A 24,348-nucleotide genomic window follows, 5' to 3' on the forward strand; every position below is an offset into this window, starting at 1 on the left:
GATCGATCACTTCGAGCGAACGACGCTAACACTGGCGATGTCAAGAGCAGAGCGGAGATGATGGAGAACGCGCCCGAGGGGACGGCCGATCCCGTCCCCTCGGCGCGGGACACCACCGCCTCAGTCGGCGGCCGGCGCCGTCGCCCCGTTGTCCGCGTACATCGCCTCGGCCATCGCGGCGGCGCGGTCCTTCAGCGCCTGGTCCGTCGTCAGGACGTCGAGCGCGTGGCGCAGGCGCTCGGACCACTTCTGCCGCTCGGACTTGTAGAAGATCTCCGCGTCGCCCGACGCCTCGAGCTCACGCTCCGCGAGGACGAGGAGCAGCACCTCGAGGGCGCCCTTCGCCTCCGGCGCCAGGTTGTAGACCTTGGCGAAGAACGGATGGTCCGTGTTGAGGATGATGCGCTTCTGCTCGCCGAGCCGCTTCGGCCGGTAGAAGGGCCCCTCCGGGATCGCCGCGAACTCCACCTCCCAGCGCCGCTTCGCCGTCTCGGCGCGCAACTCCGCGACGACCTCCTGCTGCGGCTTCCCGCTCGTCTCCGCGCGCTCCTTCGCCTCACGCTCGAGGTTGCGCTCGGCCTCCTCGTGCTGCTCAGGCGTCGGCGCGCTGATCGCCCCCTTGAACTTCTCGGTCTCCGTCATCGCGAGCGCGCTGGCGCGCGGCTCGTCCTTGCCGGTCTTCGAGTTGGTCTCGGCCTCGATGACGTTGCGCATCTCCTTCAGGCGCTTGCGCAGGTCCTCGACGAGCCCGATGAGGTCGCCGCCGCCGCGCCCGCTGTGCTGGAGCTTCTCCCACATCTCGTCGGCGATGACGATCTGCTGCTTCGCCGTCGTGATGCCAAAGTACTCGTCCAGCTCCGGGTCGAAGTCGATCTCGATCTTCACGTTCCGGTCGTAGTTCTGGAACGTCGTCCAGTGAGGGGGGACACAGTCGATCTGGCGCCGCTCCCGGCACACGAGGAGGCCGTTGTACTCCTTCATGACGTTGAAGCGGCTGTTGCTATTGTTCGGGCCTCCAGGCGCGTTCGGGTCCTTGTTCTGGAAGTTCGGCGGGAGGAGCGCGGCGCGGATCGTCACGGTCCCGGTGGTGCCACGCGACGTCTTCATCTCGAACGAGCGCGCCTCCACGCGGACCGCGCGGACCGGCGTCTCGTCGAAGAACCGCCCGTGCTCCATGAGGAACAGCGGATCGACGGGAAGCGCGCGGGTGCCGTTGACGAACACTCGGTGGTCACCAAGCCAGTGCCGGTAGATGACACCGAAGTGCTGGAGCAGCTTCGTCTCCAGCGTCTTCACCATGATCCAGCCGTTCAGGGTTCGCAGACGATCGAGGTCCTCGAGCACGACGACGGTCCCGGAGGCGAGCTTCTTGAGGTCGATCTGGTCCTCGGCGTCGAGCAGCCACTTGGGGAGCTTGGCGGGGACGGCGGCGAGGAGCTGCTCGGTCAGCTTGATGTCGTTCGCGGCCTTCGCGAGCTCGTCGATGTCGACCGTCACCGAGTGCCAGTCGCTCCCGGCGGTCTTCGAGTAGACCGTGTAGCGCTTGGCCATGCTCACCGCAGAGCTGGGGAGCCCGTAGCCGTACCGGCCGAAGCCGTTCCGGTCGCCCTCGCGGTCCGTGCCGCCCCAGCGCACGGCGTAGCCCAGCATCTCGGGGATCATCCCGTTGCCGTCGTCGATCAGCGCGAGCTGGTCCGGCTTCGCCTGGCCCTTGTTCTTCTTGTCGAAGCCGAACCGCACCGAGATCGTCTTCGCGGAGGCCTGTACGGCATTGTCGAGCTGCTCCGCGAGCGCCCACGCGGGGTTCTTGTACCCGATGTCGCGCATGCCGCGGAGGAAGGCGTCAGCGAAGACGACGCCGAGGCCGTGCCCCTTCGTCTTCTGCTCCTCGACGTACGCGCGCTGGCGCTCGGTGGTCTCAGTGGTCATCATGGTCAACTGGGTCATCTCTCTGCTCCTTTTGTTGCGACAGCCCCGTTCTTTGGAGCCGCCTTGGAGGGCCGTTGGTTGACCGTGACGCGCCTCGGCCCAGCGGCGCGTCACGGAGTGAGGAGTCCTTCAGGCGGCCAGCGCGCGCAGCTCGTCGCGGCCACGCGCGATCAGCTCGCCGTGCAGTTTGGCGACGCGGGGCTGGCTCACACCGAGGCGCTCCGCAGCCTCGCGCTGGCTCACCTCCTCGCGGTAGAGGAGGTCGTACACGACCCGGAGCTGCTCCGGCTGCCGCGCGATCCACGCGCGGACCTGCGCCTCGGCGAACAGGTCCCGATCACGCGCCTCCTCGGCGAGGTGGTCGATCCCCTCGGGGGGCACCTCGTTCGCCGCGACCAGCGTCTGCCGAGCGGAGTTCTGGACGCTGTTCGAGATGGCCGACCGGACGTAGTGCTCGCCCGAGACGCCCCTGCGGGCCATGAGCGTGACTTTGATGCGGGCGTCCTGCGCCGCGTCTTCCACCAGCGGGTGCGTCGCCGCGAGGCCCCGAAGTCGCGCGGCGCTCTTCGAGCAGCGGATGATGTCAGGTTCCCACGCGGCGACGGCGCAGGCTTCGGCGTTGGAATTGGCAGCGAGATCGAGCGCGGACGCTCCGCGCGCGAAAGGTCGAGTCGTGGACATGTAAGCCTCTCATGCGTTCCTCCGCTGACGACTATTCGTCAGCGACAGCAGAGAGGCTCTCCCGTGGCACGATCTTCGACCTTTGCCTGTAGGCCCCATTTTTTGGAGCCCGGTGAGGGCGAGGACCTCGCCTGCCGTTCTCCGATATATACACCGCCACATGCGGATCCGATAACCGAGATCGTCGCTTCACCGCCGCCACGGGCCAAGCCGCCGACCTTCGCGGGAGCGAGCAGCGTCAGTCTGCCGACTTCCTGTGGGAGGTCGAAAGCGGCGCGAACTGGCTCTCGTACCACGTCGCCTCGATGATCGGCCTCCACGAACTGTTCCTCAGCCAGAAGGACAACCCCGTACCGAGCCTGCTGGTGCTCGACCAGCCGAGCCAGGTCTACTTCCCGCGCACGCTCGCGAAGGACGCGAAGGAGGGCGACGACCCGACGCTCGGCGACGAGGACGTGGTGGCTGTCCGCAAGGTCTTCGTCACGCTCGCGGCAGCGACGAAGGAGAACGCCGGCCTCCAGATTCTCGTGCTCGACCACGCCAGCAAAGAGGTGTGGGGTGACGTCGACGTCCACATCGTGGACGAGTGGCGCGACGGGAAGGCGCTCGTGCCCAAGGCGTGGCTGCCCAACGGCACTTCGTGAACCGTTGCACGGTCTGCACGGTTCGAGCACCGCACGGCCACGCGGGACGCCGCCCCGGCGTTCAACAGTCCCACGCCCGCCCCGCAGAACGCGCCCACGTGCGCGCCGTTGCCCGCGACCGCGCCGACGCCCCGGACCACCGCGATCGCCGCGCCACGCGCCAATGTGGGCGCCCTGGTGGCACTCGCGCGGGACAACGCCCCGATGATCAACAATCCCACCCCGCGTGGGACTGTTGATCGCCCGGTCGCCGTCCCGGGGACCGAGGGTCGGCTGTTAACCGCGTCTCGGCTTCTCTCTCCCCGTGGGCACGAGAAGAGAGCGCGAACGCCGTCCCGCGCGCCCTCGACGCGCCCGTCTTCACGTCCTTGGCGCTCTCTTCGCGAACACCGTCCCGGCGCACGCGACGCTCGCCGACGCGCAAACCCTCGGGAAATCAGGGGAGAAAAGACGAAGCCCCCGAGGCATGTGCCTTGGGGGCTCCGTTAACTGCGCCTCGCTGCGAAGTTCGCAAGGAGGAAGGAATGGCTCCCCGACGTGGACTCGAACCACGGACATGGTGATTAACAGTCCGTGAGAGGGCCTCGGGGCCTCCATTCTTCCTCTGGAGAGGGTGTTGAAGCGGTCGAAAATGGGCGGCGGAGTTGCCCAAGATTTGCCCACGGCGAGCGCCGGGGGCTTCACCTGTCCCGAGTGGTTGGGAGCGGCTCGGGACTGGGCGGCCGGTCAGAACTTCAGGTTGCGGCTCGCCGCCTCAGGGGAAGTCGGACCCGGCCGATGAACGGCACGCACCCGCCGCCTGCCTCCACACCTCACGCAGGCGAACACGTCGAAGTCGAACGTCCTCCTCAACAACTCCGCGAAAGGGCACTTGCGGCGTCCTCTCCTTCAGCGTCTCCTTGCTGGCCGCTGTCTGGGGCTCCACGCTCGCCTCCTGCGCTCCTGCTTGGGGGCGCCACTCTGGCGCCGTCCCCATGTCCCCCTCCACGTCCGCGATGACGAGCGGCCAGACGGCCGGGGACTCCCCGGGCTTCGGCCCGGGCTGGGCGGCCGTGGTGGCGCAGCTCGCGGCCTCCGCCCCCTCTCCAGGGACTCCAGTTCCGCCAGCGCGGCCGCATGCAGCCCCAAGTCTGCGTCTCCCACACCCTTGGGGGTCGCCTTCACCCGCTCCAGCAACTCCTGAAGTGCCTCGGTTCCCGTGTCGGACATATCCCGGAGAAGGTGCGGACCAACTGCCCGGGCACTCAGGGGATGAGTCTGACCCTACGGGAGAAGGGTCAGCGAGCCCGCCGTGCGGGCCTGGATCTTGTGGCCCCGGAGCGCGGCGCCCGTATTCGGCAGATTCTCGTAGCCTCGGGGCCCGTCGCCCGTAAACCGCATCCTGCGCCTGGGGCCATCCCTCGGGGACGCGGAGCTCGGAACAGCTCTGTGGGGCGAGCCACAGCACGCCCCACAGGGCGCGAGCATCCCACCCGCCCTGGCTCGCCGAAAGGAAGCCACGACATGGACCCGGAAACGAAGAAGGCACTGCTGTACTGGACCCTCACCGGCGGCTCCGTGCTGCTGCAGCTCGCCGCCGCCTACCTCACGCGGCCGTAGCCGCGGACTCAGGGAGGGCTGGTGCTGTGCTGCCAGCCCTCCCGGGCGGCCGTCCTCGCCGCCCTCCAGCGCCTCGCCCACCAGCGACCACGGACGGGGGCACGGCTCAACTCCTGGGCGCCCGCTGTGTGGGCTTGGTAGGGAGTGCGCCTAGTACGCCTGCAGCGCGTCCTCAGGCCCTTGTGCAGCAAGGCCCCTCTTATTTCCAACAGCGCTCGACACGGCGAGCGCTACAGTCCTGCGTCCACCAGATCGCGCAGAAGCGCGGCGCCGAGTTCCACCCGGTCCCTCGTGTCGAGCTGGCGCCCGCCGCTCTCGACCTGGGGGATCTTGAGGCGAAGATCGGGCCCGAGCCCGTGGGTTTCGCAGACGCGCGAGAAAGCTTCTGCGTGGGTTGGAGCCTCGGGAGCACGTAGCTGGAGCCCATCCTGTACGCACTGCATCCCTGCGCCGCTGGAGCGGAGACGCATCCAGCGCGCCTCCGTCTCGTAGCCAGTGAACCAGGGACCACCACCCCAGTGCTGCGCGACCGCTCCTTCGACGGCCGTTTCCGCGACGCCGCTCTGCTGCCGAATCGCAGAGAGGTATGGGTCGCGGTAGTAACTGCTCATCGCCGTCTTATCGAGCATGCACACGCTGTAACCGAGCACGCTGGTTGGGCTGGCGTAGATGCCAGAGCGGCCCGCGCGCATTTCTGGGTAGCGCACGAAGTACCAGCGCCAGTCCAAGCCGTTCGCGTGCTCCTGGCTTTCGAGCCACTCGGTCGTGAAGGACTTGAGCGTCGAACGCACATCAGCTTCGCGCTCGGCCACGGCGTCGAGGAGGCGACCTAGAGCACCGCGCATATCGGCAAGGCGCGCTCGACTGGAGCCAGTCAGGATCTTTTCGCGCCATAGCGACATCTCGGAGCCCGAGCCGAGCTGCAGGAAGCGGTGGTTGATGCGCTGAGAGTAGTCGCCCGCAGCGAGCAAAGCTCCGGTGAGGACGGGCAGCAAGCTCGGGGTTGCGAAGAGATCGTGGAACGCTCGTGCCCGACGCTCGAAGACCGAGGCATCGAACTCGAAGGCGGCCAAGCAGCCGTGTAGAAGCGGATGATCCTCAAGGTGGAAGAGATGCCGCTCGAGAGCGGGCGCCTTGCTCAAGAACTCGACCTTCACCTGCTCCTCGGCGACCTGCGCCTGGTTGAAGCTCGAGACGCCTTCGATCGCCCCCTCGACGATGAGTCGGCGCACGTCCGCGAGCAGGGCCGGCATCCTCTCAGCACGGAGTTCGTTGCTCGACGCCTCGATCAGGTTTCGCAGCATCCGAAGCCTGCGCGGAAAAGCCCCTGTGTTGTGCAGCCGGTGAAGCAGGACCGCGTATAGGATGAGGGTGCGCGGCCAGCTCCGCCGCTCCTGACCCCGGCAGCACTCGGCGAACAGGTTGACCGTACTGCCCTGCATGCCGAAGAGGACCACCTTGCTCGTGTCATCGGAGTCGAGCCGGGCGGGCGTCAGAGCGAACGTCTCGGAGAACACCGTATCAGTGTTCACATCGACCCAGGTGTCGAAGGAGCGGATGAGAAAGTCCAGGTGCGTCGCGGCCTTCTTGTTGCTCGGGCCGTACACGCGCTCTGCGAGCGTCTCCACGTCGCCCGATGGCTGCTCGCCGTCGTGCCACACGCAGACGTCGGTGACGAACTGGAAATACCGCAGGAACTCGTCGTCGACGACGTCGTCGCTTCCTCGGAACGGCCACAGCAGGTCGGCCCACGCGCCGTCGACCTTCTGCGCGAACTCCTCGACGCGGTCGGGGCAGGAGTGCTCCAAAACCTGTTCGAACCGCGCCTTGAAGTTCTCGAACGGCGTGAGCGGTTTCCCGCGCGAGTTCATCTTGATGTAAAGATCCTCGCTCAGGCCCATCTGCTCGATCGGCAGGAGATGGAACGAGATCGCGGGCTCCTTCGAGTTGACGAGCCGCTCCCACGCCGCAGCGCAGTCGGCGTCAGCGAAGCGCGCGTGGATCGCCTCAATCATCACGAGCATCGACTGGATCGACGGGTCGTGCTGCCACGTGTGCAGGAACCAGTGCTGGTCCTCAAACCACGCGCGCAGCTTCGCATCGGAGGGCGGCTTCGACTCGACGAGGCACGCGCAGAAGCGTCGCGCACTTGGACGCGTGGCGTACTCGAACCGCTTCCAGCCCTGCTCTTGATCGAGTCGGTCCGCGCGCCATGCGAGGTACCAGTGCAGCAGGAACAGGGTGGTGAGGCGCTGCTGACCATCGAGAGGGCGGAGCGTTCCGCTCTCGACGTCGCCGTAGACGAAGTCGAGGCTGATGGGGCTCACGGTGGTCAGTGCGTCGTGCAAGACGTCGAGGAAGTTGGCGCGAATGCGCGCGACCGCGTAGCTGTCTCGCCCCTGCGCGAAGTCTCGCTGGATGATCGGAATCTCGATGCGCTCCACGACGGGTGCGTCCGCCGCGCGTCGAGCGAACAGGCCGTTGTATGACGTGACGTAGCTCTTCATGACACTGGTACCTCGGGCTTGAGGTAGACGCCCACACCGCCATCGGACGAGAGGATCGCGGCCAAGTAGGCTTCGCGGTCCTGCGTGCTCCAGAAGTGGACCTGCTGCGCGTTGGCGTCCGTGTAGTACTTGAGGAAGACTTGGCGCGTGCAGACGGGGATGTACGCACCCTGCCGATCGAGTTCCAGGATGCGCCGGCGTTTGACCTCAAACACCGCGTTGCTCAGTGCGCTGTTGTGGCCGCTCGCGAGGAGCGCGAGGTTCGACACTGAGTGCATCGAGTGGGCTGCCGCCGCGGCCGACGTGTCCGCGAGCGTGAACGCTGCGGCTACGTCGCGCGCGAGCACTTGGAACACTTGGCGATCGAGCTTGTCGCCAACGCCGTCGATCCGGCGGAGCAGTTCTGCGCGATGGGCGTCATCGATCGACGGAAGGTCCGCAAGCGCGTCTCGATGAAGTCGCAGCCATTCCTTCCACTGCTCGGCCTTCGTGAGTCTCTCCGCGTGCTGCGCGTGAACGTGCTCGAGCGACCACGCCTGGCTCCGATGGATGCGGAACGAGTAGCGCTCGGCCGAGTCCTTCATCCGCCGCACCGTCTCGACGTTCATCAAGAGGAGGAGGCGCGCGCACCTCTGCGCGTCGGACTCGTAGCTGAGCGCCGTCACGCCGGAGGGCGTGAGGTCGAGGGTCTCGCGAATCCGACCGTCGAGGATGGCACCGAACTCGCTCTTCGCCTTGCCGGTCGCGAGCGCGACGAGGTCGCTGAAGCGCTGTCCGACCGCCACGAGATACCCGATCTTGTGATAGTGGTCCCGGTTCTCGTACCAGCCGAGAACGAGCGCATGGAGCTGGACGACTTGGTTCCAGACCGCCTCCGAGGTGCTCTGCTCGACCTTCTCTCGCAGAATGTCGAAGGTGTGGAACCTCGGACGTGCGCGACCGCGAGGTCCCCCAGCGAGCGTGTCGAGGAGCAGCGTGATCCGCGTTGGACTGTCCGAGGCCGCATCATCTGCGACGAACGCCCAGACATCGGGATGCTGGAGATCGCGCTCGATGCTGTCCCATTGCGCGGCGATCTCGTGGGTCCTGTCCGTCACGCCGGTGCCGCCACGACTGCGCGAGAGCAAGAGCGCCTTGAACAGCTCAGCGTCGGTGAGCGGAATTCTCCCCACGTTCAGGCGTGTGAAGAGCGTCGTCGAGTCGAGTCCCTTCGGCGCTTCATACCAGATGACGCGCACGCTCTTGCATAGGTAGCGAAAGACGTCGTCGGCGACCTCCTGCCGCTTGATCGGCGTCGGACCCTTCTGCTCGAACCACGCCTGGATGCAGGCGTACGCCGCGTGCAGATGGAAGAAGTCGATGTTGCTGTCGGCGAGCAAAGGGTCCAGCTCTTGAAGGTAGTCTCTGCTCTTCGCCCTCGTGTCGTAGGTGATGGAGTACTGCGGCCCGACGTTCTTGAGGCCCGCGCGCTGCATGTAGACGAAGATCAGGTACAGCGTCGTCAGGCGCTGCTGGCCGTCGACGAGTTCCCACACGTACTCACCGTCACGCTTCACGACGACCGGCTGGAGGCTGTAGGGCTCACCCTTGCTCTCCCATATGTCGTTGAGGAGGCGTTCCACCTCGAGCTTCCCCCAGCGATAGCCACGCTGGTACCGGGCCACGCGGAACGAGCCCGCGATGTCGCCAACCAGCTTCAGTTCGAGGAGCGCGCCGTCCGTCGTTTCGTCAGCCACTTCAGATACCCCTCTCGAGGAGCCGGCCTGAGCCGAAGTCTGTGTTGTTGCCGTGTTGCCTTATCGCTCGCGAACGATACCAGGGGGGAGTTGTGCCGAAGGGGGCGCGCGCTCGGATGCACACGATCGCACCGCTCCTCGTGTTCCCGACGCTCGCGATCGGGGAACGGTCGAAAAAGGGCGGGGGGGGCCCCAAGATCTGCTCACGGCGAGCGCCAGGATTCGCTGGGGAACTCCACCTGTCTCGGGCAGCCGGTCAGAACTTCATGTTGCGGATCGCCGCCCCTGGGGACTCGGACCCGGGCGAGGTAACCGTCTTCACGGGACGGCGAGCCTTGGGACGCGCGGTATCCATGGACGGGATGCCCTCATTCAGGACGCGCTCGACCTCGGCCAGGGGGATGCGGAGCCGGCCGTTGAACGGCACTGTCTTGATGTGCCCCGAGGCGATGAGCTGCTCTAGCGTCGTCGCCCGGTCCACCCCCAGGCGGCGCGCAGCCTCCTTCTTGGACAGAAGCTCGGCGCCGGTCTTGCGCTGCCGCCGGGCTGGAGTTGGAACCACGGTGGGGACCGGCAGGGCCAGGACACCCGAGCCCGCGCTGAGTCTCGCCAGCAGCAGACGGTTCACCTCCACCGCACGTTCCTCGGCGTCTATGGTCTTGCGGCATTCGGCGCAGGGGTCGTCCAGCTCCTTCTCCGTTGGAGGCCGGTACGTCCAGTTCGGGAAGAAGGCGCAGCAGCGCCGACACACCCAGCCCTCAGGCCTGACAGGCAGCATGGGAGGTGACTGGCGAAGGTAGGCCGGCGGAGGGAGCGGGGGAGGCGCGCAGGCATTCCCCCACCGCTGACGTTTGGGGGGCTGTGCACCAGCAGGGGACGACGTGCCAGGCGGGTTGTCCGCCGCTGCCCCCTGGGAAGCGGCCAAGTTGTCCTTCTTCTCGTCCATGGGACCACCCTCGCGTCATTAAAAGGTGGGACACGAGTGTCGGAATTGCATGGGGCCACTGACCGCCTGCTTGACCTCGGAACGGAAAGGCTGCACGGCGCTGGCGCCTCCGCAAATCTCGCTGTGCACACCTTGGGTGTGGCGTTATGCTTGGGCGTGCTCTGACGGAAGCCGTCACCCTCCGCCTTAGCCGAGCAACGCCGGTGCGGCCTCGATTGGCCAATGGGCGCGGAATCGGAGGGAACGGAGTGAACCCCGAGCTGGTGCGGCCTCGATTGGCCAATGGGCGCGGGACACTCGAAGTCAGAGGCCGGGCTGTGCTCCCCCGTGAAAGTCATGGAGTTCTGATGCGGCGACCTCCGCGTGATCAAGGCCGGGCAGCTCTCGCTCGTGACGGTCGAAGAAGGGCATGGACAACGTCGCCGCCACGTCACGGCGGGCGTGGCCCTGGGTCCCCCATGCGTGGGCCGCGTTGGACTGCGCGGGCACGAAGTCATCTTGGGCGGCAAGGGGACCGGGCTGGTGCTGGGCGTGAGCTGGGCCTGAAGAGTCCGGCATGTTGGTGGACGCGGTCACTGATAGGCGGGTTGGGTGCTTGGCCCTTTTGACCTCCTCGCGGAGACACCCACTGGGGTGCGTGTACTCGGCGCTCCTGGTGGGAACCCTGCTGGTTATCCAGTCAGGGCTTGCTCACCGTGTATTCGAGTGCCGGTGCTGACGTCCGCTGCGCGTCCGTCCTCTACCGACAGCACGCCAGAGCAAGCCCTGGTGAGCCGCTGTTCGAGGATGCCCGTGAGAACCTGCTTCTTACCCTTCAGAGCCACTCCCCGTCCCTACCCCCGAGTGAAGCCCTTCGTCTCTCCTGACGGCATCATTGTTGATGCCCGAGTTGCCTACTTCCTCTCCGAGGAGATGGGTCTTGTCTGGTGGGTCGATCCAACGGTGGACCTTGGTTACCCCTGGGCCTTCAAGGTGCAGGGCAACAACGTCACTCCCTTCAAACCGCTGCACCTGCTGGTCTTCGAGTGGTACCGGGGCCCCATTCCCGATGGCCATGTGGTGCACCACCGCGACCATCAGCTGCTCAATGCCCGCATCCACAACCTGGAGCTGCTCACTCGCGCCGCCCATGCGAAACGTCACCGCGAGGAGCGCCAGAAGTTCTCGCCCCGGGAGACGGAGGACTACAGCGGGCTGTATCGTCCCCATGCTCCCGGCCCGGTGCGTGAGCCGACTCTCTCGGAGCTGATGCGGCTCTTGAAGAGAGGGACGCTCTCCCGGCCCTCGTCTTCTCCCTCACCCCGACCGCCGAACGGAGAGGGTGAATTCCGCGAGGCCGAGAAGAAGTTGAAAATGGCCCTCCCGCACCTCGTGGAAGAGGTGGACCATCTCGACAGCGGCCAGCCCATCCCGAGGGTGAACACCCAGCGCCGAGGAAGCGACATCAAGCTGGGCCTGGGCAAGAGGGCGGAGAGACGGGGATGCACTCCCGCCGAGGCCGCGCTCGTCCGCGCCCTGGTGAAGCACCGGATGCTCGATCAGCCGGATGAGGCTGTGGCCGCCGAGCTGGAGATTCCCGTGGGCGTGGTGAAGAAGATGAAGAAGCGGCCCTCGGTGGACCTGGCTCTTTCTCGCTGGCGCGACTACCGGCGTCTTCCGCGAGTCGGCCCTCGGGAGAAGACGGAGTGACGAAGAAGACGGCGAGCTGGTGAGGATGAAGAAGACGAAGGCCGTGAAGAAGTCCCTCGTCCTCCACTTCCCAGCTCAAGAGGTAGCTCTTCCCACACGAACTGGCCCGGCGGGACAATCCTCGTATGCCCTCCACCGCCCGCTCTGCCCGACAGGCTGCCGCCAGCGCACTCAACGGGAGCAAGAGCCGTGGCCCGAAAACCGAAGAGGGGAAGTCCCGCGCCTCGCTCAACTCCACCCGGTATGGCTTCTTCGCTGCGAACCTTCTGCTCCCCGGTGAAGACGCGGCGGCGTACGAGACATTCCTGGACTCATGGTTTGCCGCCCTGGCTCCAACCACCATTCCCGAGGCCGCCAGCGTCGCGCAGCTCGCAGACACCAGTGGGAAGCTAGAACGGTTGAGCCGAGTGGAGAACGGCCGGATGTGGGCCCGGCTGGAGGAGGAACTGGAGAAGACGGACGAGTTCAAGACCTACGACAACACCCGCGTGGCGCTGGCGATGATGACGGGCTTGGTCGATGCCGTAGACGCCGTCCCCTCTCCGCCGAAGGACGTGGAGCGGACGAGCGCCTTCCTCGCGGGAGTGGAGAGGACCGTGAGCGTGCTGCGCGAGATGCCGGGCCTGCCGATGGCTGTGGTGGAGCCGCTGGCCTCCGCACTCAAGTTGGCCCAGGAGAACGAGGAGACGGAGCGCATTCCCCCGGCCATCTACGAAAACCTGGGTAACATGGCCCGGGTGGTGAACGGCGCCCTCTCAATGAAGCTGGCCGAAGAGGAGGCCGTCCTCGGAGCGCTGCGTGAACGGCTCGCCGCTGAAATTCTGCTGCTGGAAGACGCGGACCTGAGGAAGCTGGAGAAGGCCCGCCGGACCCTGGAAGGCACCATGCAGCGGCAGCTCTCCATCTTCCACCAGCTCCGCGCCGAGTTGGCGAACACGAAGCCGGAGAACCCGTCCGAGACGCAGACATTGAGGGTGAGGTTGCGGCTCGTGAAGTAGAAGTCCGGTTGCAACAGTGCTGGTGTGGCAGCTCTCGGGTTCGCTCCGACGCACTTTTCAGCAAACTCTCTGTCCTCGCCTAGTGGTAGGGCTAACGAATGCGGGTAAGCCCCCCACCTCAAGGGGGAGAGAGGTTCCCTTGCCTCAAGGCCATCTGGAGAGGCTCCAGTCTTCTTCCAATCCCCCAGGGTGGGGTGGCCTCAAATTTTTTTCTACGCCAGCAAATATGGCCTGAGTTCCTCTTCAATGCCTCGGAGGTAGGCGTCCGGGTCGGAGCGAAAGCGTCGGCCCATGATGCGGGGGACGCGCCGGGCTTCGAGTTGAGCACGGAGCTGCCGCCAGTCGTCGAGGTCCCCAGGCGCCAGGTGGGCGCCGTCGAGTTCAGGCAGCAGTTGGGCGGCGGCGATGGCCGGCAGCCGGACTGCACCGCGCACGACGAGGCCCGCGCTGCCGCGAACCCGGCCCGAGGCTCGCCGCTCATGGTAACGGCAGGTGCCGAAGAGGTGCTCCAAGGCATTATCGGTGCGCGGCAGTTGCGCTACGTCGTAGCAGTGGAAGAGGCCCTTCCAGTAGCGGCGCGTTTCCAGGAGGAAATGGGCCAGGGCCTGGCGCAGGACGCCCCGGTGGCGGCGGCGCGTCCAGCGCACCAGGGCGGCCAGCAGAGCCGACAGCCTGCGGCGCACACCCGCGGCATCCAATTCGGGCTCATTCTGGAGGATGGCCGCGGTGCGCTCGACCCACCGGTAGGCGCGTGCGAGGGCGGGCCACATGGAGTCGGTGGCGCGGCGTGCTTTGCGCAGCACCGCCCGCAGGCGGCTCAACTCCGGGACGCAGGCCCCCCTTTTTCCACCCGCTCCAGGCTCTTCTCAATGGCGCCCAGGCGTCGGCGCAGCAGCAGTCCGGAGGGGTTGAGGGGCGGGCGGTGGTCGTCGGTGAGCGCGCTCCTGACGGCTGCCGCGTAGGCGCGCGTGGCGCGGGCGCTCGCGTCGTCACGGCCTTCCACGGCCCGCTCCACTTTGCGCACCTCTCGCACGCGCTTCTTCAACTCCTTCTTCGCATGCCGGTCCACCTCGTAGAGCGGCCGGGCCGCCTCCCGCAGGTAATGGAAATGGCATAGCTGGTGCGGCACCCCGGGCAATGCATGCGCCACGGCATTGCGAATGCTTCGCTGCCCATCCGACACCACGCCGACGATGGGCACCCGGCCCAGTGCACGCTTCACTTCCTCCAGCAGCGGCACGAGTTCCTGCTCCCCGCCAGCCAGCAAGGGACGCGCCAGCAGCACCTGCCCCGAGAGGCATTCGCGCACCACCCAAAGCACCTCATGCCCTACGTCTGGAGCGAGGCCGTCAATGGCAAGCACCGCCCGGCCCTGGCGCTTGAGCGTCGCCTGCAGGCGTCCCGCATCCAGCAACTGGAGGCTGACGAGTTCATCGTACCGGTCGAGCAGGTTGGTGCAGGTGCGCTCGGAGACGGCGACGCCCTTCTGGCGCAGCAGTGCGTGAATCTCCGACACGCTGCGGTGCTCCCGGTAGCGCTGGGCTCCGATGAAGGCCAAGACGTCCAAGCCGAACTCGTGCTCGGGCAGTACCCAGCGGCCCTCACCCTCTGCCCTGAGTGGCACTCCCTTCAGCAAGCACTCCTCCCGGTGGCATACCCGCACCTGCACCGAGAGCCCCACGCACCCCGCCAGCGTCGTCACACAGCGACGCGAGCGCCAATCCGCTCGCGTCCGCGTCCCGCACGCCTCACAGCGCCTCCGCGCGCTGTCGACCTTCACCTCACGGGTGGCCACGGGGCGAGCTGTCGTCCGAGCCATGGTGCTCCTCCTCTCAGAGGGGCAACACCGGAGGCTCAGGCCATATTTGCTGGCGTAGTTTTTTTAGGGGGTCACCAGGGGCCATCAGCCGCCGGTCCTTCCCCCATGTGGTCGTCGAGGCTGGATTCCCCTGTGTGAGCCGTGCCTCTTTTTCGCGCACGAGAGGTGATGCACCCTGGAGGACTTCCGTTTCTCGGTGGGCAGCGGCTGAACTCCCGGTCACCTTCGCAACCGCCCTGGCGCGTCGTCCCGCGTGGCCCTGTTCTTCCCCCGAGAGGTAAGAACAGGACGCCGGCACCAGCTCGGGTGCACGGGGCCCTGTCCACCCCCCTGCGCGGCCTTCGCTGTCGGTGGAGTACGTCTCAACTCGGTGTCTCGTCAGCAGGCGGTCGCTCGCCGCCGTTCTCGGGTTGGACTGGCGGTCCTGGCTGCGGTGGGAGAGCTTGCCTACGCCGCTTCCTTGGCCCGGACCGCTCCGTCTTCTTCCGGGCTGGAGTCTTCTTCTTTTCTTCGGCTTGGTTCCACGGCTGGAGCACCACGTCCTGCCCGTCTCCCTCTTGGTTTCCAACAGTGGTGGTGTTGTGCGGGCCAGATAGGTGCAGCGGATCCTCTTCCCCCCGCAGCACCCGTTCCACCTTCTGGAGCCGGAGTTCAGCCAGCACGAGGATGGCTGTGATGGAGACGGGCGCTTGCAGCTCCTGTTCTCGGCTGTCCAGCGAGTGCGTGGCCAGTGCATCCGCGATGAATCGAGCCCCCTCGATGGCACACCTCACCTCGGCCAGCTCGGCGGACAAGCTGATGGCCTTGGGCATCGTGCAGTTTCCTCCTGGGGTGAGTGGCGTGGTCGCACCTCGACGATGCGACTTTCTCCAAAGGCAGGAGGAGCCCCGCTTCGTCCGCAGCGGGTTCTCTCCCCGGGCACTAATGCCCGTGCCTCACCTGGTCCCGAAGATGCTCGGCCAATGCGAACAGGATGGCCGCCATCATTCTCCGGGTGAGTGTCGAGGCCAGCAGCTTCCTCGCGGTGCTCGGCATGGCGTTCACCCCCCTTCCCGCCAGACTGAGTACGCTTCACCCGCACAGCGACAGGTACGGGGACGAAGCCTCCTCCGCAGTTCTTATCCCTCCAGGAAAAGGAAACTTTCCGGTGCGTAGGGCGGCCTTTGACCGCGAGGTGCACTAGGTTCCGCCAGCATCTGGCCGCACGCCCCCACCAGGATTCTTCGCCTGGAAAGGGCTCCTCGCTCAGCGTTTCGCAATACTCGTGAGTAGGGCGAGAACCTTCAGGGCCGCCTGGTCCGGGGACTCGTGCTCCCAGACGCGCACCGACCTCCAACCGGCTCGCGCGAGCTGGCGATCCGTATCCGCGTCCCGCCGCCGGTTGTAGGCGAACTTCGCCTCCCAGAACTCCCGGTTCGTACGGGGAACCCGCAGGTGTGTTGGGCAACCGTGCCAAAAGCACCCATCGACGTAAACCGCCACCTGTGCTCTCCGGAACACCACGTCCGCCCGCCGCCGCCCTGGAATGGGCGCTATGTTGACCCGAAAGCGTAGACCCAGCCTATGGAGCGCCGACCGCAGTGCCAACTCGGGCACCGTGTCCTTTCGTGGAAGTTCCTGTAGCCGGCGCCGTGCTTCGGGTGTCGACGCGGGTGGAGCCGGGGGCATCCGCTCGCCACCGAAGGTGGGGGTTCGGACTGGCTGCCGGCGTGCGACCATGGGTTCCGAGTAACCGCCGGCCGTGCATCCGTCACGGCCTCAGGTAGTCGCCTGCCTACTCAGCGCACCAGCACCCCTGACTGCGGGCCATGAAGCTCAGCGCCCATCGAGCCAATCGAGACGGTCTGCGCGTCACGATGCGCGCGCCAAGCTAGGACGTGTGCCGCGCGATTTCACGTTGCGGTCGCTGCCCTCTTGAGGCGCTCTGCCCGCAACGAGAGCTGGGGCGCTCTCTCGCAGCAGTGCCCTAGGCCCCTTTCCAGTTCCTGGGTGAGCAGCGTGCCTGCCAGCCCCTGCTCTGAACGGCTCCGGCACCTCTTGGACGGGCTCGGGGGGAGGAACCGGGGTGCGGCGCCTCGGTAGAAGCTTAAGACGCCCTTGCACAGGGTCATCGCCTAGGAGCTGCTCACGGATGGCGCGCCCGAGAACCTCTGCCAGAAGCGAGGGCACGGCGTTGCCCACCTGTCGCTGGGCCGAGGTACGCCCACCCACGATGGTGATGCCTCTCGGGAAGGTCTGAAGACGGCACATCTCCTCGACCGACAAGCGCCGACTCTTCCAGTGGAATGGGCCAGCTGCCGGTCCGGGCTGGGCAGGGATCGTCCAGGACGGTCGGCCCTTGGCGAGCTTGAGGAGGAACGTCCAGTAGCGTGTCCGCCAGCCAAACAGCGGCAGTGCCCCCTTGCCCCCCCTCTCGGTGTGCCAGAGATAGTTGAACCCTTCTGGGATAGAGGGCAGCAGCCCAGCCCACTTCCCCTTGGGCGCGAGTTCCTCGGCGTTCGCGGGCTCGGCGTCCCCGAGGGCGTCGTACGCCGTCGTGTAGGGCTTCAGCTTGAGCCCTTCAGCCTCCTCTGGCGCCGCATGGGTCTCGTTGGGGAACTGAAACTCGCTGCCATCGCGAGCCGCAACGAGGATGAACCGTGTCCGGTGTTGTGGCACGCCATATGCCGCCGCGTCGAGGGTGCGGTACACCGCCTTGTACTTTGTCCCGGCCTGCCTGTTCAGCTTGTCGAGGCGGTTGAGCACCAGTTGGAGGCCCTCGTCTCGGCCCCGGTACGCCAGCCCCTGCACGTTCTCCAGTAGCACCACCCGGGGGAGCGTCCCCTCAACCATGTCCATGAACGCGTTAAGAGTGTCTGCGCGAGCGTCCGCGAGGCGCGGCGCGTCGCCGTTCACCCAGAACCCGGCCTTTGAGAACGGCTGGCACGGCGGCCCTCCAACGAGGAGGTCCACTTCCTCGGCCTTCAGTCGCCCTACCTTGAGGACGTCTTCCGGCGTTAGCTCAAAGATGCTGGTGTCGAGGACCCTCCACTCAGGGCGGTTCTGTTTGAGCGTCTCGCAGCAGTCGGCGTCGAGTTCAACGGCCACACGTGTAGTGAACCCTGCGGCCTCCAAGCCGTAATCGAGGCCGCCGGCTCCGGTGAAGAGACTGATGACGCTGCGTGGCTTCATGAACGTGGGTGTGCTTGGCTGGAGACAAGATGCATCTCCATGGCTGATACCCACACCCTATCGGCTGGAGCAAGCGCCGCGAGAAGCCCACCTGCCTGATGGAGCTCCGCGTGGGCGAGGGGCTCCTCGCCGCTCAGGTCAGAGCGAAAACGGACGTCGCTGACTTCCGCCGGGAGCTGCGAGGTAATGGAGGGAACGTCCGCTCCTCTAAAATACGCCACCGACTTGCTGGACTCCTGTAGGCGGAAGCGCACCCTGGCTGCCTCACGCCAGTCGCGGCCCAAGCTGAGCGCCACGACCTGCTCCAGCCGCGCTCGATGCTCAAGGACAGCGGGTACCCGCGCGGACGCGGCGCCCACAAGGTCCTCAACACTTAGCCCCTCGGGGTGCTCCTCCATCTTCACGGAAGCGACGACGAGGGTGACGTCCGCACTCACCTGGAGCTGATTCAAAGAGAACGTGTGCTCGCGAAGCGGGCCCAGGGTGCTCTTCACCTCCATGCGCTGCCCTCCGGCGCAGAAGTCGTGCAGCTCGCGCGGCTGTGAGTGCCAAGCAAGGGCGAGGAGCTTAGGGGCGGGGCTGGACGCGATGAGGAGGAGTTCAGCCCACAACCCCTGCACGCTGCTTCGGGCCGGCCTTGAGAGCGCGGCGAAGAGTTCCGAAAGTTCATCCACCGCATCGGCGAGCGCGTCGAGGGTGGGGGTAGGCCCTAGCGCGGGCAGCCAACCGCCCGCGATGTGCAGGAACAGCCTGCGCAGCTCCTCGTCGGGCCCCTTACAACGGATGAGAGCGAACTCCCCCTCCTCCGCGCCGACGCGGGATGGAGTGGACACGCGGCAGCGCACGCGAGGGCGAAAGGAGAGGTTCTTGAGTTCCAGCGCAGCGATGCCGCTCACCGGCCCGGATTGGGTCGCCACGAGAAGGCCAGGGGCCCCGTCTGCGGAGAGGCTAACGCGGTACGAATTCCAGCCCGGCACGGGGAGCGCGGACAGGCTCAACGCAGCGCCCTCCTCGGCGGGGACTGGGGCAGGCAGCTGCTCGTAGAGCTGGACGAGGTCGTGCATAGGAATGGCGACCCTAGCGACTGTCGGTGTCGCCCTGCTCTTGCACGAGCAGGTCCATCCCTGTCATCGACGAGGGCAGCCTGATTGCGAGTCCCGGCACGTGCTCCATGGGCTGGCCCCCGCGCGGCTCCACCCGTAGCCAATGGACCTGCAGGCTGATCGCGTCCGAGTCGTAAACCTTTTCATCGCCGGGGTAGCCCGTTTCCTCCCCCGAGGAGCCGCGTCCTTGGTGCAGCTCGATGCTGTCGTCCCCGTCACCGCGCGTGGCGCGCTTTCGATCTCGCTCGCTGTTCATGAGGAACACGCTGCAGCTCGCATCGGGCGAGGACTCCAAGTGGTCCATGAGCTGGGTAATGACGCCGTAGCCCTGCACGCTGTCGCGCGCACCGAGGAACGCATACTCGGTGAGGAACTGCTCCATCACGGTTCGCAGAGGCACTGCAGTGGCGACTTTCACCCTCTCGTAACGATTCCACGCCTCAGGCCTAAGGCCCGACAGGAACCCGTCTACCAGCGCGCGGTTGCGCTCGACGGCGGATGCAGAGAAGTGAGGTGTTGCCTGCTTGAACCACTTGCCACCCTGGCCCGTCACGAAGTGGTATGGATCGCTCAACACGTTCGATCGAGTCGGCCTGTAGTTGCGGTTGAGGTAGAAGGCGCGCCGCCATTCTTGGAGCGGCCGCCCCCGGAAGGCTCGGACCTGCTCGCGGATGTGCTCCTCGTGCCTCACGTAGTAGCGGTACGCCTCGGCCATGTCCCCAGGCAGGTAGACCCGGCAGTAGCCGAGGTAGCGCTCCTTGTAGCCGAAGAAGCGGGCGCGCTGCTGGATGACGTCCACGTTCCTGTTGCCGGGCCCGCGCGGCATGTACGTCACCGTCAGCCCCTCTACCGTGAACCCACGCTCCAGCTTGGCCCCTCCCACGAGGATGTGGGACACCTCGCGGCTCCAATCAACCTCGTCCCCTGTTTCGGTGTTCACCTCGGTGACGATGGTGCGGCCGATCAGAGTCCAGAGGCGCGCCTGCAGGTCTTGGAACGACGGCAGCTCGCCTACGCTCCGCTTGAGGCTGTCATAGGCCATCTTGAAGGCCCGCAGCTCCGCATCTCGCTCAGGGTCGGAGCCCTCCCTCGGCTCCAACAGCGCGCGCCAGCGCTGCTTCACCAAGTCCACCCAGCGTTTGTACTGACTGTGAGAGGACTGGCGGATTGAGGGGTGGATAAGCATCGAGCGGAGCGCGTTTCGGTCGCGCTCGACATGTGCGGCCGCCACCCCCAGGAAGAAGATTCGGAGCGCCTCAAGCAGGCTCTGCGGGGGGCCGACCGACTCCGCGACCACATCGGGAGTCTCGTCCACAGGGATGGGGCGAACGAGGTCACTTCGGTCCACGAAGAAGGCCCTGCCTCCAGTATAGCCCTTGCCCGGCCGGAGGACCTCGGAGAAGTCCGGCGACAGCATGTCCGCGATACTGATGAGCAGTGGCGCCTGGGGTGTGGCGGTGTACTGGAGATACGTGTGCCGGGGGAGCAACTCGCGCACGCGCTGGATGCGGCGGTAGGTGGTACTCGCCTCATCCTCGTCTGGTTGCGTGTTGAGGCCAGCTTGGTCCGCCTCGTCATCGAACACTAGCGCCGTCACTCCAGCGAGGTCCACCGCACTTAGCAGCTCGCTGAGCCGCTCCAGATGTTGGTGCTGCTTCATCACCGTGATGAACAGGCCTCGCTGGTCATCTTCTGGGATGCGCCGGTCGCGCCACTCGGCCACTAGGTTGGCGAAGTCATCGCCGTGGCCGCGCTGGGTTGGGTTCGCCCACATCTTCCAGCGCATTGAGTCGCTGTCGCCCCGCAGCTCGCGCTCGAAGCGGCTCTTCGACTGCGCCACCAGATTCTTCTTCGTACCCGCGAAGACAATGATGAGCCGGATCCCGTTGTCGCGTGCGAGCGCGGCGACGGACGTCATGGACATCGTCTTCCCGCTCTGCACGTAGCCAATGACGAGACCCGTGCGCCGCCCGGGCACGGGCGCGGGTGGCAGGCACTGTTCCAGAATGCGAACCGCCTCCGTCTTCACCTTACGGAAGCTCTCCGGACTGTCCAGCTTGCCCGAGCGCGTCAGTACGATGCTCAGTTGTTCCATGTGCTCGCGCGCCTCGGGCGTCCACAGCGCGGCCCCCGAGGGCTGGGCCGGCAGCACCGTCACCGTTTCCGCGTCGCTCTTCGCCATATCTCCGCCTCCCCTTTCCCTTGCGCTGCAGCTAAGGCTTGCTCAGCGCGTCCTTGAGTAGCTGGTTGAAGTTCCTTCGAAGCGTCGGGACGCCGTGGGCGCCGCTCTCCACCGACGTGTGCTCGGCAATGGCAAGGCCCGCCGCCATACGCAGCAGCGGCTGGAGGTCGTCCGGATCACCGAGCCCGTAGCGCTCGCTAAACGGATGGGCAAGGTTCACCCGGATGGTGACCAGGGTAGGCCGCCCTCGCGTGACAGAGGGCTTCACGCTGAAGCTGTACCAGTCAGGGTCACCCGCATCGCGCGCGAGCTGCAGCTCCACGCGCCAGACACGCTGGGCGTGCTCGACGTCGAAGGACGTAGCCTGCCGCGCGGTGAGTTCCGCCGCAGGAAGCTCCGACGGAGCCGGATCGACCTCAGGCTCGGCCGCAAGCTGCTCTGCGACGATGGGGGCCACGTGCTGCTGCACCACGGTGGCGGCCTCCTCGACAGCCTTCTCCCCCCAGCCCTCTTCGAGAGCGCGCTCGGAGGCCCGGACACGGTGCCCCTTTGCCTGCTGAAGAAGCGGGAGCGGGGCTGCATCAAGCTGCACCCGGAGTTCCTCAAGGATGCTCTCTTCCCACTCGTCCCACTGCAGGCCGTCCTTGGTGTGGCTGACGTCGAATCCCTCTACCAGGAGTTCGCCGAAGAGGCGCTGGAACACGTAGTGATTGCCCTTGTGGAAGATCTGCTCGGGCCGGTAGGCGCCATCAAGGCTGCCCTGGATGAGCCTCTCGCGCCGGAAGACCGCGAAGCCAGCTTCAGAGACGCTCGCGGTTGAGCGCAGCGCGGCCCAGCCGTGGACCCGGCGTCCACCCTCTAGTGGGATATCGATGGGCTTCTTCCACTCCTTCTTCGGGCCCCCAGGTTCCCGGTACCAGGGCGCCAGCATTACTTCGGGCTGCTGATAGGACAGGGGCTCGTCGTTATAGAGGATGGTCACCGCACCGTCGGCAAGGAACCTTCGGTACATGCTCGCAAGGTGGGACTTGATTTTGCCGATGGTGCGGCCTTTCGGCTTGATGTGAAGGTTCTCCAAGACGAGGTGCGTGTAGTGCGCCCTCTCGTTCTCGGGCTCCTCGTCCACGGCGAGTTCCTCGGTGCCGCTAGCCACGATCTCGGGCACGTTGAAGTGGATGGTCCGCCGGACGTCCTCTCCCAGCGCAGAGGTCGTGACACTCCAGGATTTGGAGAACCAGCAGGCCGCCGCCTTCATACCGAGGCCGAACTCGGAGAGCCCCGAGGCATCGGGTGGTCGCTGGGCCGGCGAGAACGCGCGCGGAAAATCCTCGCCTCGGATGCCCGCCGCATCGTCGGAAACCTTGATGCGATCCTCCTCGACTTGGATGCGCACCGTGAGCCGGGCCTTCCGGCCCCCCGAACGCAGCCGCTCTCGGTTCGCCAAGAAGCTCTGGATGGAGTTGTCGACGAACTCCGCCAGGGCGTACCAGGGCTTGTAGTTGAGGCGCGAGAAGGCGGCATACATGGCCACCTTGGGCCGGATGAGAATCGGCCGCGCACGTCGTCGTGCGGCACCACTGACGGCCTTAGGTACAGCCATTCGCTTCCCCCTCGTCCCTTGGCGGAATCATCGGCCCTGGGGCTGACATCACCCCGTCCTGGCCTCAATGCCCAGGTGTCCAGAACGCGCCCGAGCTGGGTTTCTCCATAGCTTATAGAATTCTTCTTGCTACGGAACATCCCGCTGGGCCTGCTCCTGAGAAGGGCTCCACTCCAGGGACGGCCATCGAAGTTTTCATCTGCGACCGTTCCTTTCACCGGGATTCCCTTCATAGGCCTGCGCCTGGAGCCCCATCTTCCCAGGGGGCCTGAATAGGCCTCCGTGAGCGCTGGTCGTACCGTGCTGACCCGCTTCATCCTGAAGGGGCCCTTCAAGGGTTGGGAAACCGCCGCTTACCGCAACGTGGGGATCTTCTTCGGGATGGCGTGCGTCGCGTAGAAGCGCATCGTCGTCCGCGGACTCTTGTGGTTGAGGAACGCCGCGACCGTGGCGGGGTCCGCGCCCTGGTTGATGGCCCACGTCGCTACCGAGTGTCGGAAGCGGCCGGGGCTGAACTCCGGGATGCCCGCTGCCCTGGACGCGGCCCTCACCGCGAGGCCGAACTTCTCGATGGACAGGCTGCCGCGCTCACGAAGTCGTCGCGCCGCGTCCACCACCTCGGCCGAGGCGCCCGTGCGCAGCTCCTCGCCGTTCTTGTGCGAGGGACACACGAGCACGCCGGCCACACCCTCGACATCGCCCTGACGCGGGTAGGGCTCCACGCGGCCATCCTCCGCGAACCGCTGAAGCTCGCTGACGTGCCATCCCGTGCCAGCGAGGATGTCCAGGGCGTCGCGCCAATGCCCGGCCAGATGCTCACGGGCGAGAAGGTAGTGCTCCCGGGGGATCGCCTTCACCCGCTTCCACTGCTCGGGTTTCGCCTGCGGTACGGAGAGTCGTCCGAAGGTCGGGTCCTCGGCTACGGTGAGGACGTGCTTCACCTTACGCAGGTAGCTGTAGACGCGCTTGAGGACCGCGATGCGGTGGCCCCGGGCCTTCTGGCCCTCCAACGCGGGCAGGATGTCGTCGAGGAGGGTGAGCTTGCGCAGGTTCCTTCCCCTGAGCTGGTCCGCCCACCAAGCGAGGTAGTGCTGCTGCTTCTTCACCCAGCGCACGCTGTTCTTGTCCACGTCGCGGGAGTGGGTGAGGAACTCCGAGGCGAGCGCCGCGTCCAGATAGAGGGGCTGTTCCTGCGGAGCGCCCGTCGGGCTGTACCCGTCGGGATCGGCCTCGAACCGCTTGAGCTGCTCCATCGCAGCGCGGAGGGTGTGCGCGCGGGTGCTGACCTTGTACGTCTTCCCGTTGAGCATCCGGCGGATGACGTAGACCTTGCGGCCCTTCGCATCGACGCGGACGTACCCTCCGTCCCACGTCTCCGCGTACCACTTGCCCGCCTCGCTGGCCGCGTCCTTCCCCATGAGCGCCTCTACTGGGGAAAACCCATGGGGGGTTGCCCAAATTTTGCCCACGGGGAGGGGAGGGCAAAAGAAAAGGGCCCTGGACTGTTGTCCAAGGCCCCGGATTTTTTCAGGAATCTTGCTCCCCGACGTGGACTCGAACCACGGACATGGTGATTAACAGTCACCCGCTCTACCAGCTGAGCTATCGGGGAATATGTCCCGTCGCGGCGGTGTGCTGCCGTGACGAGGCGCTTTCTAGAGAACCGAGCCTGCCCTGTCAACTGTCCTGTTCGATCCGATCTCCCGCCTCACCTCGCAGCCCTGGTCCGCACTGGAGGGGCTGA

Annotated in this window: 16 protein-coding genes and 1 tRNA gene; 3 read left to right on the top strand and 14 right to left on the bottom strand. The window is 66.3% G+C overall.

The window, feature by feature from the left end:
- Positions 1-120: 120 nt before the first annotated feature.
- Both NR792_RS37015 and NR792_RS37020 read right to left on the bottom strand, forming a co-directional pair.
- Positions 121-1,947, bottom strand: coding sequence for an ATP-binding protein (locus tag NR792_RS37015; RefSeq protein ID WP_375757417.1), 1,827 nt, complete (start codon positions 1,945-1,947; stop codon positions 121-123).
- A gap of 111 nt (positions 1,948-2,058) precedes the next feature.
- The gene (locus NR792_RS37020) at positions 2,059-2,610 is read right to left on the bottom strand and encodes a hypothetical protein (RefSeq protein WP_375757418.1); all 552 of its coding nucleotides are present in this window, start codon (positions 2,608-2,610) and stop codon (positions 2,059-2,061) included.
- A gap of 146 nt (positions 2,611-2,756) precedes the next feature.
- On the opposite strand from NR792_RS37020, the gene NR792_RS37025 reads away from it, so the two are divergent.
- Positions 2,757-3,254: a DUF3732 domain-containing protein gene (locus NR792_RS37025; RefSeq protein ID WP_375761753.1), complete on the top strand. Its 498-nt coding sequence runs from the start codon at positions 2,757-2,759 to the stop codon at positions 3,252-3,254.
- A gap of 1,829 nt (positions 3,255-5,083) precedes the next feature.
- On the opposite strand, the gene NR792_RS37030 is transcribed toward NR792_RS37025, so the two are convergent.
- From NR792_RS37030 to NR792_RS37040, 3 genes are all read right to left on the bottom strand, one after another.
- Positions 5,084-7,360, bottom strand: a complete 2,277-nt coding sequence (locus NR792_RS37030; protein ID WP_375757419.1) for a DUF262 domain-containing protein — start codon at positions 7,358-7,360, stop codon at positions 5,084-5,086.
- On the bottom strand, positions 7,357-9,096 hold the full coding sequence (locus tag NR792_RS37035) for a DUF262 domain-containing protein (RefSeq protein WP_375757420.1): 1,740 nt from the start codon (positions 9,094-9,096) through the stop codon (positions 7,357-7,359). Before NR792_RS37035 ends, NR792_RS37030 begins: the two co-directional genes overlap by 4 nt.
- A 256-nt stretch (positions 9,097-9,352) precedes the next feature.
- Positions 9,353-9,874, bottom strand: a complete 522-nt coding sequence (locus NR792_RS37040; protein ID WP_375757421.1) for a helix-turn-helix domain-containing protein — start codon at positions 9,872-9,874, stop codon at positions 9,353-9,355.
- Positions 9,875-10,885: 1,011 nt separating this feature from the next.
- On the opposite strand from NR792_RS37040, the gene NR792_RS37045 reads away from it, so the two are divergent.
- Together NR792_RS37045 and NR792_RS37050 are read left to right on the top strand one after the other, a co-directional pair.
- The gene (locus tag NR792_RS37045; protein ID WP_375757422.1) at positions 10,886-11,731 is read left to right on the top strand and encodes an HNH endonuclease signature motif containing protein; all 846 of its coding nucleotides are present in this window, start codon (positions 10,886-10,888) and stop codon (positions 11,729-11,731) included.
- 125 nt (positions 11,732-11,856) lie between these two features.
- A complete protein-coding gene (locus tag NR792_RS37050; protein ID WP_375757423.1) occupies positions 11,857-12,729 on the top strand; it encodes a hypothetical protein in 873 nt (290 codons plus the stop codon).
- 212 nt (positions 12,730-12,941) lie between these two features.
- Here NR792_RS37050 and NR792_RS37055 read toward each other — a convergent pair.
- The 9 genes from NR792_RS37055 to NR792_RS37095 form a co-directional block, all read right to left on the bottom strand.
- Positions 12,942-14,509 (bottom strand): transposase gene (locus NR792_RS37055; protein WP_375761754.1). Its coding sequence is split into 2 segments (ribosomal slippage): positions 12,942-13,552 and positions 13,552-14,509, totalling 1,569 coding nucleotides; the frame shifts between segments, so codons are not numbered across the junction.
- A 401-nt stretch (positions 14,510-14,910) separates the two neighbouring features.
- Positions 14,911-15,360 (bottom strand): hypothetical protein, encoded by a 450-nt coding sequence (locus tag NR792_RS37060; RefSeq protein WP_375757424.1) that lies wholly within the window; start codon positions 15,358-15,360, stop codon positions 14,911-14,913.
- A gap of 433 nt (positions 15,361-15,793) precedes the next feature.
- On the bottom strand, positions 15,794-16,267 hold the full coding sequence (locus NR792_RS37065; RefSeq protein ID WP_375757425.1) for a very short patch repair endonuclease: 474 nt from the start codon (positions 16,265-16,267) through the stop codon (positions 15,794-15,796).
- A gap of 132 nt (positions 16,268-16,399) precedes the next feature.
- A complete protein-coding gene (locus NR792_RS37070; RefSeq protein ID WP_375757426.1) occupies positions 16,400-17,719 on the bottom strand; it encodes a DNA cytosine methyltransferase in 1,320 nt (439 codons plus the stop codon).
- The gene (locus tag NR792_RS37075) at positions 17,716-18,783 is read right to left on the bottom strand and encodes a PD-(D/E)XK motif protein (protein ID WP_375757427.1); all 1,068 of its coding nucleotides are present in this window, start codon (positions 18,781-18,783) and stop codon (positions 17,716-17,718) included. The genes NR792_RS37070 and NR792_RS37075 overlap by 4 nt, the downstream gene beginning before the upstream one ends.
- Before the next feature lie 13 nt (positions 18,784-18,796).
- Positions 18,797-21,004 carry a Z1 domain-containing protein gene (locus tag NR792_RS37080; RefSeq protein ID WP_375757428.1) on the bottom strand — a complete coding sequence of 736 codons (2,208 nt, stop codon included), beginning with the start codon at positions 21,002-21,004 and terminating at the stop codon, positions 18,797-18,799.
- Positions 21,005-21,035: 31 nt separating this feature from the next.
- Positions 21,036-22,529 carry an ATP-binding protein gene (locus NR792_RS37085; RefSeq protein WP_375757429.1) on the bottom strand — a complete coding sequence of 498 codons (1,494 nt, stop codon included), beginning with the start codon at positions 22,527-22,529 and terminating at the stop codon, positions 21,036-21,038.
- Positions 22,530-22,957: 428 nt separating this feature from the next.
- The gene (locus NR792_RS37090) at positions 22,958-24,022 is read right to left on the bottom strand and encodes a tyrosine-type recombinase/integrase (protein ID WP_375757430.1); all 1,065 of its coding nucleotides are present in this window, start codon (positions 24,020-24,022) and stop codon (positions 22,958-22,960) included.
- A gap of 121 nt (positions 24,023-24,143) precedes the next feature.
- Positions 24,144-24,216, bottom strand: a tRNA-Asn gene (locus tag NR792_RS37095).
- Positions 24,217-24,348 lie beyond the last annotated feature (132 nt).

Origin of the sequence: Corallococcus exercitus, assembly GCF_042231735.1 — a bacterium.
GTDB lineage: Bacteria > Myxococcota > Myxococcia > Myxococcales > Myxococcaceae > Corallococcus > Corallococcus exercitus_B.